Source organism: Paenibacillus sp. 01T422 (genome assembly GCF_056398785.1).
This window is the reverse complement of the sequence record NZ_JBFTQB010000034.1, coordinates 1-15,146: the sequence shown is the minus strand read 5'-3', so window position 1 is coordinate 15,146 and position 15,146 is coordinate 1. Positions and strand designations below refer to the sequence as shown.

The following is a 15,146-nucleotide window of genomic DNA, read 5'->3' as shown; positions in this document are numbered from 1 at the left end:
CTTTGACTGTTTGGTGATGATGGCGGAGGGGACCCACGCGTTCCCATCTCGAACACGACCGTTAAGCCCTCCAGCGTCGATGGTACTTGAACCGCAGGGTTCTGGGAGAGTAGAACGTTGCCAAGCAGTATTCCCTGATAGCTCAGTTGGTAGAGCACTCGACTGTTAATCGAGTTGTCACAGGTTCGAGTCCTGTTCGGGGAGCCATTTTTTATCCTATGCCAGGCTTTCATGGAGAGGTGTCCGAGCTGGCCGAAGGAGCACGATTGGAAATCGTGTAGGCGTCACAAGCGTCTCGAGGGTTCGAATCCCTCTCTCTCCGCCACCTAAAGCACGATTTACTTAAGAAAAGCCTGTTTACGCGGCCCGTTGGTCAAGTGGTTAAGACACCTCCCTTTCACGGAGGTAACAGGGGTTCGAGTCCCCTACGGGTCACCATTATTACCTTAGAAGCATATTCCCATGGAGGCTTAGCTCAGCTGGGAGAGCATCTGCCTTACAAGCAGAGGGTCGGCGGTTCGATCCCGTCAGCCTCCATTTTTACCTTTTTAACGACGCGGGGTGGAGCAGCCCGGTAGCTCGTCGGGCTCATAACCCGAAGGCCGCAGGTTCAAATCCTGCCCCCGCAACCAACCTCTTATTGAGGTGCAGTATTATAAGTGTGGAGCCGTGGTGTAGAGGCCTAACATGCCTGCCTGTCACGCAGGAGACCGCGGGTTCGAATCCCGTCGGCTCCGCCATTTTTTTATGAAGTTTGAGTCATTAGCTCAGTTGGTAGAGCACCTGACTTTTAATCAGGGTGTCGTAGGTTCGAATCCTACATGACTCAGTTTTTTTTTCGTTTTAAGCGGTCATGGCGGAATTGGCAGACGCGCACGGTTCAGGTCCGTGTGGGCTAACCCCCCGTGGAGGTTCGAGTCCTCTTGACCGCATCACCAAGAGCTTTCTTAATTCCTTTTATAGGAGCTAAGGAGGCTTTTTTTGTACATCCATTTCTAAATTACTGTTGACATTGATTATTATTATCACTAATATCAGGGTATAGGTGGTATAGATGAGCGGTGGAGGTTATGACATGAAAACGATTAAATACTGCTGTAGAAATGAGAAATTCGGATCCAAACAAATATATAAGTCATTGAAAAACGAATACCCTGATCTGAAGCAAAAGAAGAAGGATTGCCTAGGAAATTGTAAGCATTGCAAGAAAGAGTGCATCGCGATGATCGGCAAAAAGGATTTGGTTTGTGCCGCTTCGCCTGACTTACTATATGCGCAGCTGAAGCAGATTATTGCTGAATCAAGGGCTGAACCTGTTATGGCCTAAGTATTAACCTTTGTAAAAATTATGACTTCCGTTTGTATTTGTATATGAAGTTCTGGTAATCTTGTATGTATGGGGATTTGCAAAAGATAACCATACAGAAAGGATGTGCAGCACATCATGTTAAAAGATGAACTAACGGAAGCGCTCAACGAGCAGATGAACTATGAATTTTACTCCGCGCACGTCTATTTGGCTATAGCTGGTTACTGTGCAGCTGAAAGCTTGGATGGTTTCTCGAACTTTTTTATTGTTCAAGCGGAAGAAGAGAAGTTTCATGCAATGAAGATTTTCAAATTTATTAATGATCGCGGGAAAAAGGTTGCTTTTGCCGGCATGGATACGCCTGTGAATGAGTACGAATCGATCCTCGACGCTTTTGAGCATGCTTACAAGCATGAGCAGGAAGTCACAAGACGTATTTACCATCTGTCTGATTTGGCACTCAACGATCGTGAGCATGCGACTATGCATTTCCTCAAATGGTTCATTGATGAGCAGGTAGAGGAAGAAGCGATGTTCGACAGCATTATTAGTAAGCTAAAACGAATCGACAAAGACAGCAACGCCTTCTTCATGTTGGATGCGGAATTTGCACAGCGCACATTCACTCCACCAACCGGGGAATAATTACATACGATACTAAGAAAGACCAAAACTTACTTTTTCGCCGTTAATAGCGAAAGGGTAGGTTTTTTCTATATTTACTGACGTATAGTTGTCAGGGTTTATTTTATATACTGAAAGAAAAAAAAGGAAGTGGCACATGGGAAAGTTAGATTTAACCAAATCATACAAATCCTATTACACAGCTCCGACCAAACCGCAGCTAATAGATTTTGGACCAATTTGGTATGTGACGATCCAAGGAACTGGAGACCCGAATGGGGAGGTCTTCGCAAGTGCGACTGAAGCGCTCTACACGCTTGCTTACAGCATCAAGAGCATTTATAAGATGGAAGAGAAAGACTTCACTGTAGCCAAGCTGGAGGGCTTGTGGTGGGTAGATGGAGATAGCCGCAACGCGCTGGAGGTGCCAAAGGAGCAGTGGCGTTGGAAGCTGCTGATCAGGATGCCTGATTTTGTTACGGCAGAGAAAGTGGAGGAAGCCCGAGTTAAAGCTTTAGGCAAGAAAAAAGAGCTGGAGCTGCTTTCGGATATCCAATTTGAAAGTTTGCATGAAGGAACCTGTGTGCAGATACTGCATATTGGTCCGTATGCCACCGAGCCTGAAACATTAAGCCAAATGTATCAATTCATGGAGACAAGCCATGTAAGTATTAGCGGCCTCCATCATGAAATCTATTTATCCGATCCGAGGAAGATTGATCCTTCGAAAATGAAAACTATTTTACGTTACCCTGTTAAGGCGGTAGGAGTGGTGAAGGGGTGATTTTTGCTGTAAAATAGAAGGAAATGTCGAACTGCTGGGAGGGAATGCGATGCGGACACGTCCTATTACTACGATTGGTCATGCGATCGGCGTTCTGTTGATTTGGATAGGGGTTATGTTCCCTACCACGGTAGCCCAAGCCTCCTGGCTCGATCGGGTAAAAGATATTTATCAACTGCCTGAGAATGTGGAGCAAATTCAGAAAGATTACGAGGCAACGAAACAGCAATTAGAGGAGCAAAAGGACAAGCTATCGGAAACGATTCGGCACTCGCAGGAAACCGAGGAAAAGCTCCTTCAACAAAACGAAGGGCTTCAAAAGGAAAATGAACTCCTGCAAGAACGATTAAAGGCCATGGAGCAATTGGCATTAGATAAAGAGAACCGGAATCGGAAGATAACGAATATGGTTATCGCGGTAGTGTTGCTTATCGTATTGTATTTTGTACTCGGACGGGTGTTTCGGTATGTGGTCTGGCGGAGACAGAAGCGTCAAATGAGATAGGAGGCCTGAGAGGCATGGAAGTAAATTTCGAACATGCAAGCTCACACGCAAAAATGGCCACCCTGCGCATCGAACAGGACGAATCGATTCATGTGCTGCATCCGAACCAGATCGTAGCTTTTCAAGGGAGGTCCGAGCAAAGAGAGGATTCTTTGATGAAGCTGCCAAGCATGTACCGCAAAAAACGTTTGATTCAGTCACGCGTACGTGGCCCTGCTCAGCTCATGCTAGGCTTGCCAGAAGGCTTCAGTATGTCTGTGTTGCCAATCGGCGATGACGATGATTTATTATATGAGTTTCGGCATGTCCTGTTTTATACCGATGGAGTTAGCTTTACTTCTCACCTGCAAAATGTTAAAAACACACTGATCACGCAAGACCTCGTGAAAATGCAGTTCAAAGGGCCGGGAACGCTGGGACTTTTGACTGCTGGTCCCTTGTATCAGATGGAGCTGGATCCGAAGCAGCCTTTATATGTAGATATTCACTGTCTTATTGCATATCCACGGAATGCAGTGCTGCGCCTTAGTGTATATGGCAATACATTAGCCAGTCAGCATATGAATTACCATTGGGAGATGACGGGGCATGGACATGTGCTGTTGCAGCCGTGCAAGCCGGATCGTAAGCTGGATGAGCATATGAAAAATGACAGCCTGTTGCGGCGAATTGCACGGGAAGTGCTGCCTTTTGGCGGTATTTTTATAAAATAACGCATTCGTAACAAAAAACATTTGCATTTGTTCTCAAATCCTGATATATTATTCCTTGTCGCCTCTGAGAATGAAATCAAGTGACAAGTATCATATACCGTGCGGAAGTGGCTCAGCGGTAGAGCATCGCCTTGCCAAGGCGAGGGTCGCGGGTTCGATCCCCGTCTTCCGCTCCATATTTTAAGCGCCCTTAGCTCAGCTGGATAGAGTATTTGACTACGAATCAAAAGGTCGGGAGTTCGAATCTCTCAGGGCGCGCCATTYTTACTTAAGTTATAAGCRTTTCGGGAYGTAGCTCAGCTTGGTAGAGCACCTGCTTTGGGAGCAGGGGGTCGCATGTTCAAATCGTGTCATCCCGATAATTACGCGGGTGTAGTTCAATGGTAGAACTTCAGCCTTCCAAGCTGGTAGCGTGGGTTCGATTCCCATCACCCGCTTCACAGAAAGAAAGAGCCACCTTCGGGTGGCTTTTTCTTTTGCGCGGGAAGGGGAGAGAAGCCAGAAGGGTTCGACCGTCCGTGAAGGCGGCATGAGTAATCCCGAGTTGGACGCGCGTCCAAATCTACCGATACTTGCTTCCGAAGGGAGCATGTTCAATGAGATGGAGCAGGGGAGAGGGAACTGGAGTCCGCTATTTCGGACAAAACGGCCTGTTGCCCCGGAGAGGGGGAACTACAAGGCCTTATTTGTTCATTAGGCGAGTTTACAAGCCGATAACGGCATAATAAAGGCCTGTAGTTCCCATGAACCGGCGAATATGCCGTTTTCCATATAAATAGAGGCCTGTAGTTCCGTTTCCACACAGAGGCACACGGTGCAGCAGGGAAAATCGTCCTCGCCTGATGCCCGAACCCGCTCATTTCTTGGCAAAAGAAGATGAAAGCGTTATACTTAATTTGTTAACGTGTGCATTATCGTAAGACGATATCAATGAAATGAGGTCGGCGACTATGAAGGCGAAAAAGCTTGGAAATGCAGGTTTTGATATCTCAAACATAACCTTTGGCTGTTGGGAGCTCGGAGGAGGTCCCTGGGAGTTCACGAACGATCAAAATAATATCGAGCTCGTCCGTAAAGCGTTCGAGCTAGGCATCACAACGTTCGATACGGCTGAAGGCTACGGCAATGGACACTCGGAAGAAATCGTCGGAGCTGCTTTGGCAGAGATACGCAAGCAATGCATCATTACGACTAAGGTGAGCCGCAGCAATCTTGCTCCTCAAGATGTACGGAAGTCAGCAGAAAACAGTTYGAAACGTTTGAAGACAGATTACATAGATGTTTATTACATTCACTGGCCAAGTTATGAGATCCCGGTAAAGGATACACTTGCTGAATTTGTGAAGTTGAAGGAAGAAGGCTTGATTCGAGCCATCGGTGTCTCGAATTTCTCTTTGGAGCAGCTGAAAGAAGCGGTGAATTACGCACAGATCGATGTGATTCAGCCGGAATACAGCCTGCTCCACAGAGCTATCGAGCAAGAAGTTTTACCATTTTGCCAGGAACATAACGTTGGTGTGATGAGCTACAGTTCGATCGCGAAGGGAATCCTGACGGGTGCTTTCCATCTTCATGGCAAGATGTTGAAAGAGGGAGACTTCCGTAAGGAGAGAAGGCTGTTCCTACCGGAGCATCTGGAGGCGGAGAAGGAGCTTCTGGCTGTCATGAAAGAAATGGCTGATTCCAAGGACGCTAGCGTAACACAGATTGCAATTGCTTGGTTGCTGCACCAGGAAGCACTTACTTCGGCTATTATAGGCACGCAGGACGAGCATCATCTTGAAGATAATATAAAAGCGGCCTCATTGTCATTATCCGCCTCAGAACTAGAAGCATTAAACACAGTCAGCGAGCGAGCGCTGTCAGTAATTGGCTACTAGGCTACTCCTAGTAGCAAACCACCCGACGGGGTGGTTTTTTGTTGTGTCTGACGCTGTGTGCTTTGCTGTGCCCTACGCTGTGTGCTTTGCTGTGCTTTGCGTTGCATGTTCATTTGCGCATTATGTTGTGCAATATGTATGTATTATGCGACAAAATTCGTTGGTAAAACTTACCGTTTCGCAAAAGTTGTATCTACTAAATAAACTATGCTAGTCTAACATAGACAAAAAATGCCGAATCTCGGAGCATCAAAAGCTCCGGTACGGGGGACTTCTTTATTTGGGGTGAATGAGCGCTGCTAGCTAAGCGTACTAGGGAAAACCTCTTCCCGAACCCGTCAACTAACCTCGGAGGCGTCAAGGAGGCAAGGTTTTGAAATCTTTTTCTTTACGTCTTATTTGTTCATGCGCAATTTTATGTGCCGCAGTACCGATGTTTACTGCACATTCCGCTCAGGCCGCTTCTGCGCCTACGGACCGTCCTGTCAAGGTTCAAGTCAATGAGGAGCTGCTGAAGTTTCCAGAAGTTCAGCCTTACATTGATGACAAAGGCATCATGCAAGTTCCACTCCGAGTGTTATCTGAGAAGCTGGGCTATCAGGTGAGCTGGGAGAAGCAAGAGGATCAAATCGAGGTCACGCTGGTTAACAAGCAGCAGTCAATCCTACTAGTTACAGAGCAACAACAAGCGCTTGTGAACAGTAAGAAGATCAGTTTGGAAAGCAGTCCAACCGTGTATCAAGGGAACACTTATGTTCCACTGCGTTTCATCACGGAAACCTTCGGTTCACCAATTGAATGGAATGAAGCCAACCAGATCGCGATTGTGGATGTGGACGGAAAGTCGCACAAACCAGCCTGGATAGCACCACCTCCAGCTCCTAAGGTCGTTGCCGCCGCTGCTCCTGTTGTTCCGTCTGTGAGTGAGCAAATTGCTCAGGCGGCAAATGCTTATATGGGCGTGCGTTATGTATGGGGTGGTACGACACCGAATGGATTTGATTGCTCCGGTTTTGTGCGGTTTTTGTATCAAGCGAAAGGGATCGATTTGCCTCGTACGTCAGCGGAGATGCACAGCGAAGCAGGTACGATAGTCACGGATTTGAAAGCCGGAGACTTGGTGTTTTTTGCTTCAAAAACTGTGAATCACGTGGGCATTTATCTCGGCAATGATCGATTCATTTCAGCGACTACATCCAGAGGCGTGGCTGTAGATAGCCTTTCGAGCGCGTATTGGAGTGCAAGGTATGTCGGAGCGAGAAGAGTTATGTAAGGATAGGACTATCGAACACTTGTTTCTATGTTCTTTCAAAGGAAAGGCATAGAAGGCAGGTGTTTTTTTTCGTCCGCGGAATAATGCGATTTTTATCGAAATTTTATGGTTTTTAGCCTATAATGAAGAAATGTTTGGAAGAAAGAAAGAGCAGGTGAACACGAGCGCATGCAATTAAGTGTCTGGAAGAGTTGGTTTCATAAAAAGAGACATTCGAGTATAGCAGATAGCATGTATACCGTGGATAAGGGTCCTGCAATGCCAGATGAGATCCGGGAAGTTATTCAGCAGTTTTTCCGTACATACAATCATTTCAAAGGGGCTAGAAGCCTGCAAACGGATACTTTTATAAAAGAGGTATTTTACGCAACGAAGCAAGATCCTAAAGACCAGAGAACAATTGAAGAAATGGAAGCCTATATCCAACACAAAAATGTGCTGCGATTGCGGTTGAAATCCTACGTGATCGATGAATATTTAAGCCTAGGCGAGAAAATCTGTATGATTGGTGTTACGCGGGAATTCAACAACAATCACAAGAATCGCGTCTTGTATTTTCTCAYTAAAGAGGGAAATTCTTGGAAATTTCATCATATTGCAAGGTCTCATCATGGCACCATTTTAGATAAATTTCAAATTAAAGAACAAACGGGATTCGTCGTAGGCAACGATAAAGCCGCGCTCCTGTTCCTCACACATTCCAGTTCATTAGATGCCTCCACGTTCATAACAGGAGATTATGTGCATGCTGAGGGATATTTGGATGTGGAACAAGAGCCAAGCAGCTATCTGTACTATCGGGTTGTACGAATGAATCGTGTTCATTAGAACGATAGGATCATGCCACAAACCGTGAGGGTAAGCTTTGCTCTATCGAGTAACGCTTATTTGGCGTTCGTGCTTAATTACCTTCTGCTTCTTTTTAGTTCTCGAAGCGAATAAAAGGTGCCTCTCCAGTAAATGCCGCCTTGTTTCCAAGTCAGCCAAACGGAGCGAACGATCGTATAAACGAGCAGTGAAGCGCTAACGGGAAGCAGATAGGCTGAATCACCTCGGAGGCTCATTAATCGAGACATTAGTTTGCGATAAAGCCAGATTTGCAGGATAACAGCAACCGCATAGACGGCTCCGCGCCAATCCCAGAGGAAGAGAAGGCCAAGCCACGGGCCTATAAAAAAGCCGATCTGTCCCAAGCAAGCGAGCATAGCGACGATGTAGCTGTAGCGAAAGCCGGAAAACAGGTTTTTCTCCAGTCCAATGACTGCTTCTTTGAGCGAACGGTACCATTCTACTTGAAGCAGGTGTTTGGCGGACAGCACTCTTTGGCGGAAACCTGCTCTTTTGAGAAAGATACCTAACTGCAGATCATCATCAGGTCGTAATGCGATCGCTTTATGCATGCCAATCGCCTCATAAGCGCTCCGGCTTACCATATTAAAGGCTCCGATGCCGATGCCTGGTCCTTTGGAACTGTCGATATTCGCACGCCAGGGTCGAACGAATAAAGAAAATGAGAACAGGAAGAAATGGACGAATCCTTTGAGTAAAGTGTCTCGCGCGATCATATTCGGGGTCAGCGTAAGATGGTGCACATCATGTTCCTTCATATAAGTGACCGCGTCGGATATAGCACCCGGAGCAAAAAGAATGTCCGCGTCTGTAAATAGCAGATATTGCCCTCTAGCCTGAAGATATCCTTGGTATAGCGCATGGTTTTTGCCAAGCCAACCATCTGGCAGGTGAGTGATGTGAATGATTTGCAGTTTGGTAGGGATGTCTTTCTTGCCTTCAGACCATTTGCGCAGCTCCTCAAGCCGGCTGCCTGTAGCATCCTGGGATCGATCATTCACAGCAATGATTTCGAGGCGAGGGTAATTTTGCGAAAGTAGATTTCTAACGGTTTCACGGATTGTCGTTTCCTCTTCTTTGGCTGCAATGATGACAGATACGAGAGGAGGCTTGTCCGGGAAATTGGCGGAGTTAGACTTAGGCAGCGTTCGCAGGTTAGGCAAACCTTTTAACACATCCACAGTGACGTATAGCCAATATAGAAGGGTCAGAACAGCGATGATGCCGAGAGTGGACACAGGATACCTCCTTATGGAAGAATAGAAGTTGATCGCATTATATCATTCATCCTTGGTAGGGGGAAATTTTGCTGGAAGCTTGTAAGAGGAGGTAATGATAGGTGGGGGAAACGCTAGATACACGGGAACAATTTTGGAAAAAAATGAATGGCGAGCAGTTGGCGTTTTTTCTTAAAACCATTGGGGAATCATCTGAGATTGAGCCGAGCGAGCTCTTTTTTGTATGTATTGGGACAGATCGATCAAGCGGAGATGCCTTAGGTCCGTTAGTAGGAAGCAAGCTCGCCGAATTTGGATATCCTCATGTTATAGGGACGCTGGAGGCACCTTGTGATGCCAGTAACATCGCGGCAAGGCTCCAGGAAATTCCGCAGGGCAGTGTCGTTATTGCGATAGATGCTTGTTTGGGTCAGAAGTTATCGGTTGGCATGTACCAAGTATCGAATCAGCCCTTAGCGCCAGGCAAGTCGGTTGGCAAAGATTTACCTCATGTTGGCGATTACACAATTGCCGCAATTGTCAACGTGGATGGCCCTAGGCAGTATAATATTTTGCAAACGACGTCGCTTTACAGGGTTATGAATATGGCGGATGAAGTGGCGAGAGCGATTCGGCATGCATTTCCCCTTGTACCTTTGAATAGACAGATTGAGTAACAGAATGGAGTGATGAAATTGGGACCAGGCGGTGGAGGACGTTTATCCGATAGGGATAGACCTAAGGCGAAGTTGAAGGATGTTTCGGTTAAAAGAATTCTGACATTGTTCCAAGGGTACTGGGGACAACTGTTAGGCATTATCGGGCTGGCGCTGCTTGCAGCTGTAGTCGGGTTGATTCCCCCTTTGGTCATGAAGGAGATTATCGATCAGGCGATTCCGCAAGGAAGTATGAAGCTGCTAGCCGAGATGGCGATGCTCATGCTGCTGCTTCCAGTCGTAAGCGGTGTGCTGGGCGTATGGCAAAATCATCTCAATACCAAAGTAACGCAAGGGGTTATCCGGGATTTGGGGCTGACTTTGTTCCAAAACTTGCAGCGTCAGTCGATGGCGTTCTACACGGATGCCAGATCGGGCGAAATCGTGCAGCGGATCACGGGGGATGTGCAGGCCGTTCAAGGGGTTGTTACCTCGCTTGTGGTGTCTTCCATCACGCAGCTTGTCATTGTTGCGACAACGATTGGAATTTTATTTGCTCTTGATTGGAAATTGGCCATTATCGCTGTGCTGATTCTTCCTCTTTTCATGCTGCCGGTCAAAAAAGTTTCCAAGCTGCGCAAGGCGCTCCGCATCGAAACGCAAAAGGTGAGGTCCGATATTACCTCACAACTCAGTGAAAATTTCGGCATCTCTGGGGCATTGTTGACCCGTATTTTCGGTAGGGAACGGCAGCAGGAGGCCGAATTCAAGGCGATGAACCAGAAAGTGATGGATCTGGAGCTGCGGCTCAATCTAGTTGGCCGGTGGTTTGGGATGGCGACAAGCACGCTGGGGCCGCTCGGTACAGCCATCATTTATTTGTATGGCGGTTATTCGGTTATCTCCGGCACGATGTCGCTCGGGGCGATTGTTGCTTTCTCGGCCTATCTCGGCCGCTTGTATATGCCTGTAGGTACACTGCTGAACCTACAGGTAGAAGTAGGGACGGCGCTGGGTGTGTTTCAGCGGATTTTTGAATACCAGGACATGGTGCCCGATGTCATGGATGCTCCTGATGCGCGGCCGCTGAGCCAAGTGGCGGGGCGAGTGGCTTATAAGCAAGTCTCCTTCGCTTATAAGCCAGGGCAGTACGCGCTGCGAGACGTCACGTTCGAGGCGCAGCCGGGCGAGATGATCGCGCTTGTAGGGCCGAGCGGCGCCGGTAAATCGACGCTGATCGGCATGATCGCGCGGCTGTACGATCCGACGGAGGGGATCGTCGAGGTCGACGGCGTGAACGTCCGCGGCGCCCTGCTTGCTTCGCTGCGCTCGCAAATCGCGTACGTGACGCAGGAATCGTTTCTGTTCCACGCGACGATTGGCGACAACCTGCGCTTCGCGCGGGAGGGCGCTACGCGTGAGGAGATGGAGGCCGCGTGCCGCCAGGCCTACATCCACGATTTCATCGTGTCGCTCCCCGAAGGGTACGACACGATGGTTGGAGAGCGCGGGCACCGGCTCTCCGGTGGCGAGCGCCAGCGGATCGCGATTGCTCGCGCGATCCTGAAGCGCCCGCGCATCCTCATCCTCGATGAGGCGACGTCGCACCTGGACTCGGAATCCGAGTCCTATGTGCAGGCGGCGCTCGAGGAGCTGATGCAAGGGCGCACGACGCTCGTGATCGCGCACCGGCTCTCCACGGTGCTGGCCGCCGATCACATTCTGGTGATCGAAGCGGGCAGCGTCGTGGAGCGGGGCACGCACCGCGAGCTGCTGGCTCTTGACGGGCTGTATGCGCGGCTGTACAGCACGCAGTTCGCCAAGACGGAAGAAGAGGCGTAGAGGACAGCTCTGGAAGGTCTGGGAAGACCTTCCGGGCTTTTTTTGTGCGCCAAAAGAGTGGGCGTGCGTAGGAGTGAGGGTGGGAAGGGGAACTAGGGGCCGCTATTTTGGCCGAAACCAGGTATTTGACTGGGGGATGGGAACTACGATCCTCTATTTTGCCGTTTTGGGCTAAATAGGCATTCCTAGGGGCGAATAGCGACCTGTAGTTCCACTTCATGGGGGAAACATACCGATTTTGCCCAAATAACGGCCTGTAGTTCCCATCCGCTAGATAGCGTTGCACAAAGAGAGACTTATTGTGAAAATTGAAGGATTTCCCGCATAAACGGCCAACTATATGTTATTCCCACATGTCGGTGAGAGGACAAGGTGCAAAACGATGGTCGAGATCAATCAAGTGCTGGAGGAAATCGTTAGCGATATTCATGAGAAGTTTGGTAGGAGAATTGTGGATGCTTACCGGCTTCATAAAGGCTGGCTGAATGTGAAATGGCGCCTTACGACAGACCAGGGTCCTGTATTCGTTAAGTTCTATCATCCGGATCGGTACAAGCTACATTTGCCGGAGAAAAGAAAAAAGATAGAGATGACCCTGAATTTGCAGCAGCGACTACATGTGTCAGGGTTGTCTTGCCCAGAGGTGTACGCCTCATCGGAGGGGGTGTTCGTGCAAATGACGCCAGCCGGTCACCACTATGCGATTATGGACTGGGTGGAGGGAAATGTCCCTGTTCCCGGGAGTATGAGCCATACCCATATGTATGATTTGGGCAAAACGACAGGTCACATGCATCAATTGCTTCAGGATGTTCCGCTAGCCAAACAAGCATGGAAACCGGATCAAACCTCATCTCTTAAGGAGCTTCAAGCTAATCTGGAGCAAGAGATCCAGAGCAACAACCTGCCGCTCATTGCGCTGCTGGAAAAGGCGGTGAAGAACGTTCAGGCGCTAGATTTTGATGTGTTTTCAGAGTGCTCAGTCGGCTGGCTGCACTGGGATCTGTGGGTGGATAACTTGCTGCTGCGTACGGATGGGATAGCGACTATCGTTGATTTCGACCGAATGGATGTGGCTTATCCAGTAATTGATATCGCTCGAGCTGTGTTGTCCGGGGCATGGGAAATGGATGGGATTCGAGTTGATAGGGTTCATGCTTTTCTACAAGGGTATCGGGAGCATGCTGCCGCGCCCAGGGGGATACTTCTGCGGGCTGTTCAAATGCTGTATTTAATTGAATCCATTTGGTGGCTTCGTACGGAGATTTATGAGGAAACTGGCGTCCCGGCGAGGTTCTTGCAGGAAATGGAGTGGCTTACTGAGCAGTGGGACAAGCTCCCGGATTTAATTGGCCACCTGTAGTAATCTTCCATGATTTGGACAAGCTAACTGCAAATAAGAAGCGATGCGAGGGCACCATTTTGAAAATAATCATGTGCATTTGGACGGTTATGCTCCTGTTGAGCGCCAGTTATATGCCGGTTTCGGCAGCTGATGGGGCAGAGGCGTTTGACATTCAGAAGGGTGAGGTCATGAAGACAATCCCCCATTCGGCTAATCTACAAAGTGAAGTTGAGAAATGGCTATCGGCTATGGATGGTCCTGTTGGTTCTTTTGACATCGAGCCAGATAGCGGCATAGCTATAAAGGTTGAGCTTGCACCCCCTTTGAAAATCAACAATCCATGGATAAAAGGAACGGTCACGCAAGTCGTCTTATTTGTGAGTCAGTCGGCTACGTATAGTCCAAAGCTTTTGATTTTTACACAGGAAAATAATGTGCTCGCAATGGCGCTTAAGTATGATTTACGCTCATTTTTAAAAAAGAATGATCTCTATCGACCGCAGCTAAACCTGTCCATGCCAAACTAGAACTCTTGCATACGATATATGGAATCGCATTTCGGATAGGAAGCGGGTGAGAGGTTCCATGAGAAAAACGCAAGCAGCTAAGTTGGAAAATCAGGTGTATTCGAATCGGGTCGCGAGATCGGAATTCGATAAAAACTGGCGAACGGTGATAGGCAGAGGTGGATATATCAACTATATCGCGACGGCTAATCAGGCTAAAGTGACGGTTTTGCTGAATAATGGGTCAAGCAAGCTAATCATTTTCAATAAAGGCGGCCGGGTGCTGGTTGGCTCTGGGGGCGTTAGTCATTATAGTAAACCCCATTTTGCGAAAGACCTTTAAATAGAAGATAGAAAGACGAAAGCTGCCGAGGTTCGGTGGCTTTTTGATGTGCCATGTGTGGTACGATGAGGATAATATGTTTACAGAAAGAAAGGTGATTCATTGTGGAATTAACGTATTTGAAAACCTTTCGAGAAGTGGCCAAATGGGGAAGTTATACGCGCGCAGCGGAAGTGCTGGGCTATGCGCAGTCGAGCATTACGACTCAAATTCAAAAGCTGGAGGAATCTTACGGAGTCGTTCTTGTAGAACGATTCGGAAGAAGTATGAAGCTGACGCTTGCTGGTGAGGCGCTTCTGCAATATGCCAACGACATCTACAGGCTCCATGAGGAGTCAAAGGAGGTCGTTTCCCGACAGTCCAGAGGCATACTGTCCATTGGCACGATAGAAACGTTAGCCGCTTTCTTCCTTCCGCCGCATCTTCAGACGTACCGCCAACATTTCCCGGACATCAATGTGACGATTCAACCGGGCAACGAGCCTTCGCAGCTTATTTACTCGAAGAAAAAATGGCAGTCCAAAGCGTTTACCGGCTTTCTAGACGTTCTTGGTGGTAGCTAATTATCAGAATGAATGAAGTATAGTATCAAATTCTATCGATAACTCCATGTTTTGGGATCGTGTTATAGTCAATTCAAGTCATTCAGCGATTGAAAATAACATTTAAATGGAGGTATCACTATGAATAATCAACCTGTAATATCGCTAGTACTGGAAACACCCGCCGTCTCTCCAGAGGCTGTACATCGCCATTTTATGAACAAATTATCGGTAGAAACGGATGTAGCGGATGTGCGCTATGACATGCAGCATGGGGTCAATGATTTCTTGCTGATCGACGTGAGAGGCAGTAAGGCGTATACGGAGTGTCATATCCCCGGGGCCATTAATGTGCCGTCAAATGAGATCAATGCAGAGACGACGGCTGCTTTTTCCAAAGACCAAGTGATTGTTGTCTACTGCTGGGGACCCGCATGCAATGGAGGTACGAAAGGCGCTGCCCGTTTATCCGGACTTGGATTTAAGGTGAAAGARATGTTAGGCGGGATTGAGTATTGGCGCAAAGAAGGGAACGAGGTAAAGGGCACATTGGGGCAAGCGGCTCCATTAATCGGATAAATGCTTGGGGGCTGCCGTGAGGCGGCTCTTTTTTAACAGAATTTATATGTTTTGGGGTAGGCGAAGCTTACCGCATATTTAAGTTTAGGGCTACCTCGGGTCACCCTGTGGTGCCATGGGATGCTTCGTTGCACTTTGTGCAACATAGAGCGGTCTACTGCCATAGAGCGGTCTACTGC

Annotated in this window: 17 protein-coding genes, 12 tRNA genes, 1 rRNA gene and 1 riboswitch; of the genes, 29 read left to right on the top strand and 1 reads right to left on the bottom strand. The window is 48.1% G+C overall.

Annotated elements, in window-relative coordinates; translation table 11 throughout:
• The first annotated feature begins 9 nt into the window (after window positions 1–9).
• The 22 genes from rrf to AC1DUA_RS03440 all read left to right on the top strand — a co-directional run bounded on the left by rrf (window position 10) and on the right by AC1DUA_RS03440 (window position 7,916).
• Window positions 10–126 (top strand): 5S ribosomal RNA (rrf, locus tag AC1DUA_RS03545).
• Window positions 127–131: 5 nt separating this feature from the next.
• Window positions 132–207: transfer RNA gene (locus AC1DUA_RS03540), tRNA-Asn, on the top strand.
• Window positions 208–233: 26 nt separating this feature from the next.
• Window positions 234–325, top strand: a tRNA-Ser gene (locus AC1DUA_RS03535).
• 38 nt (window positions 326–363) lie between these two features.
• Window positions 364–438, top strand: a tRNA-Glu gene (locus tag AC1DUA_RS03530).
• A 26-nt stretch (window positions 439–464) separates the two neighbouring features.
• Window positions 465–537, top strand: a tRNA-Val gene (locus tag AC1DUA_RS03525).
• A gap of 18 nt (window positions 538–555) precedes the next feature.
• A tRNA-Met gene (locus AC1DUA_RS03520) sits at window positions 556–632 on the top strand.
• Between the two features lie 31 nt (window positions 633–663).
• A tRNA-Asp gene (locus AC1DUA_RS03515) sits at window positions 664–740 on the top strand.
• Window positions 741–756: 16 nt separating this feature from the next.
• Window positions 757–829 (top strand) — tRNA-Lys (locus AC1DUA_RS03510).
• 18 nt (window positions 830–847) lie between these two features.
• Window positions 848–932 (top strand) — tRNA-Leu (locus AC1DUA_RS03505).
• 143 nt (window positions 933–1,075) lie between these two features.
• Window positions 1,076–1,327: a DUF1450 domain-containing protein gene (locus tag AC1DUA_RS03500; protein WP_477498408.1), complete on the top strand. Its 252-nt coding sequence runs from the start codon at window positions 1,076–1,078 to the stop codon at window positions 1,325–1,327.
• A gap of 117 nt (window positions 1,328–1,444) precedes the next feature.
• The gene (locus AC1DUA_RS03495; protein ID WP_477498407.1) at window positions 1,445–1,954 is read left to right on the top strand and encodes a ferritin; all 510 of its coding nucleotides are present in this window, start codon (window positions 1,445–1,447) and stop codon (window positions 1,952–1,954) included.
• 136 nt (window positions 1,955–2,090) lie between these two features.
• Complete coding sequence (locus tag AC1DUA_RS03490) at window positions 2,091–2,717, top strand: GyrI-like domain-containing protein (RefSeq protein WP_477498406.1); 627 nt, start codon at window positions 2,091–2,093, stop codon at window positions 2,715–2,717.
• A gap of 49 nt (window positions 2,718–2,766) precedes the next feature.
• Complete coding sequence (locus AC1DUA_RS03485) at window positions 2,767–3,222, top strand: hypothetical protein (protein ID WP_477498405.1); 456 nt, start codon at window positions 2,767–2,769, stop codon at window positions 3,220–3,222.
• A gap of 14 nt (window positions 3,223–3,236) precedes the next feature.
• Window positions 3,237–3,935, top strand: coding sequence for an AIM24 family protein (locus AC1DUA_RS03480; RefSeq protein WP_477498404.1), 699 nt, complete (start codon window positions 3,237–3,239; stop codon window positions 3,933–3,935).
• 101 nt (window positions 3,936–4,036) lie between these two features.
• Window positions 4,037–4,111, top strand: a tRNA-Gly gene (locus AC1DUA_RS03475).
• Window positions 4,112–4,119: 8 nt separating this feature from the next.
• Window positions 4,120–4,196: transfer RNA gene (locus tag AC1DUA_RS03470), tRNA-Arg, on the top strand.
• A gap of 24 nt (window positions 4,197–4,220) precedes the next feature.
• A tRNA-Pro gene (locus AC1DUA_RS03465) sits at window positions 4,221–4,294 on the top strand.
• A gap of 7 nt (window positions 4,295–4,301) precedes the next feature.
• Window positions 4,302–4,372: transfer RNA gene (locus AC1DUA_RS03460), tRNA-Gly, on the top strand.
• Window positions 4,373–4,398: 26 nt separating this feature from the next.
• Window positions 4,399–4,632, top strand: a complete 234-nt coding sequence (locus AC1DUA_RS03455; RefSeq protein WP_477498403.1) for a hypothetical protein — start codon at window positions 4,399–4,401, stop codon at window positions 4,630–4,632.
• A gap of 253 nt (window positions 4,633–4,885) precedes the next feature.
• Window positions 4,886–5,815, top strand: coding sequence for an aldo/keto reductase (locus AC1DUA_RS03450; protein WP_477498402.1), 930 nt, complete (start codon window positions 4,886–4,888; stop codon window positions 5,813–5,815).
• 222 nt (window positions 5,816–6,037) lie between these two features.
• Window positions 6,038–6,187, top strand: a riboswitch (cyclic di-AMP (ydaO/yuaA leader).
• A gap of 1 nt (window position 6,188) precedes the next feature.
• Window positions 6,189–7,088: a C40 family peptidase gene (locus tag AC1DUA_RS03445; protein WP_477498401.1), complete on the top strand. Its 900-nt coding sequence runs from the start codon at window positions 6,189–6,191 to the stop codon at window positions 7,086–7,088.
• A gap of 168 nt (window positions 7,089–7,256) precedes the next feature.
• A complete protein-coding gene (locus AC1DUA_RS03440; RefSeq protein ID WP_477498400.1) occupies window positions 7,257–7,916 on the top strand; it encodes a hypothetical protein in 660 nt (219 codons plus the stop codon).
• 77 nt (window positions 7,917–7,993) lie between these two features.
• On the opposite strand, the gene AC1DUA_RS03435 is transcribed toward AC1DUA_RS03440, so the two are convergent.
• Window positions 7,994–9,175, bottom strand: a complete 1,182-nt coding sequence (locus AC1DUA_RS03435; protein ID WP_477498399.1) for a glycosyltransferase family 2 protein — start codon at window positions 9,173–9,175, stop codon at window positions 7,994–7,996.
• 143 nt (window positions 9,176–9,318) lie between these two features.
• On the opposite strand from AC1DUA_RS03435, the gene yyaC reads away from it, so the two are divergent.
• From yyaC to AC1DUA_RS03400, 7 genes are all read left to right on the top strand, one after another.
• Window positions 9,319–9,831, top strand: coding sequence for a spore protease YyaC (gene yyaC, locus AC1DUA_RS03430; protein ID WP_477498409.1), 513 nt, complete (start codon window positions 9,319–9,321; stop codon window positions 9,829–9,831).
• A 72-nt stretch (window positions 9,832–9,903) separates the two neighbouring features.
• On the top strand, window positions 9,904–11,652 hold the full coding sequence (locus AC1DUA_RS03425) for an ABC transporter ATP-binding protein (RefSeq protein ID WP_477498398.1): 1,749 nt from the start codon (window positions 9,904–9,906) through the stop codon (window positions 11,650–11,652).
• A 382-nt stretch (window positions 11,653–12,034) separates the two neighbouring features.
• The gene (locus tag AC1DUA_RS03420; protein ID WP_477498397.1) at window positions 12,035–13,015 is read left to right on the top strand and encodes a phosphotransferase enzyme family protein; all 981 of its coding nucleotides are present in this window, start codon (window positions 12,035–12,037) and stop codon (window positions 13,013–13,015) included.
• Window positions 13,016–13,074: 59 nt separating this feature from the next.
• Entirely contained in the window at window positions 13,075–13,524 is a 450-nt protein-coding gene (locus tag AC1DUA_RS03415; protein WP_477498396.1) for a hypothetical protein, read from the top strand.
• Between the two features lie 58 nt (window positions 13,525–13,582).
• Window positions 13,583–13,846, top strand: coding sequence for a hypothetical protein (locus tag AC1DUA_RS03410; protein ID WP_477498395.1), 264 nt, complete (start codon window positions 13,583–13,585; stop codon window positions 13,844–13,846).
• A 104-nt stretch (window positions 13,847–13,950) separates the two neighbouring features.
• Entirely contained in the window at window positions 13,951–14,409 is a 459-nt protein-coding gene (locus tag AC1DUA_RS03405; protein WP_477498394.1) for a LysR family transcriptional regulator, read from the top strand.
• A gap of 120 nt (window positions 14,410–14,529) precedes the next feature.
• Window positions 14,530–14,967, top strand: a complete 438-nt coding sequence (locus AC1DUA_RS03400) for a rhodanese-like domain-containing protein (RefSeq protein ID WP_477498393.1) — start codon at window positions 14,530–14,532, stop codon at window positions 14,965–14,967.
• Window positions 14,968–15,146 lie beyond the last annotated feature (179 nt).

Coding starts and splice junctions, on each gene's coding strand:
- AC1DUA_RS03410 (WP_477498395.1), top strand. CDS start 13,583: ATGAGAAAAACGCAAGCAGCTAAGTTGGAAAATCAGGTGTATTCGAAT.
- AC1DUA_RS03420 (WP_477498397.1), top strand. CDS start 12,035: ATGGTCGAGATCAATCAAGTGCTGGAGGAAATCGTTAGCGATATTCAT.
- AC1DUA_RS03500 (WP_477498408.1), top strand. CDS start 1,076: ATGAAAACGATTAAATACTGCTGTAGAAATGAGAAATTCGGATCCAAA.
- AC1DUA_RS03485 (WP_477498405.1), top strand. CDS start 2,767: ATGCGGACACGTCCTATTACTACGATTGGTCATGCGATCGGCGTTCTG.
- AC1DUA_RS03490 (WP_477498406.1), top strand. CDS start 2,091: ATGGGAAAGTTAGATTTAACCAAATCATACAAATCCTATTACACAGCT.
- AC1DUA_RS03495 (WP_477498407.1), top strand. CDS start 1,445: ATGTTAAAAGATGAACTAACGGAAGCGCTCAACGAGCAGATGAACTAT.
- AC1DUA_RS03480 (WP_477498404.1), top strand. CDS start 3,237: ATGGAAGTAAATTTCGAACATGCAAGCTCACACGCAAAAATGGCCACC.
- yyaC (WP_477498409.1), top strand. CDS start 9,319: ATGAATGGCGAGCAGTTGGCGTTTTTTCTTAAAACCATTGGGGAATCA.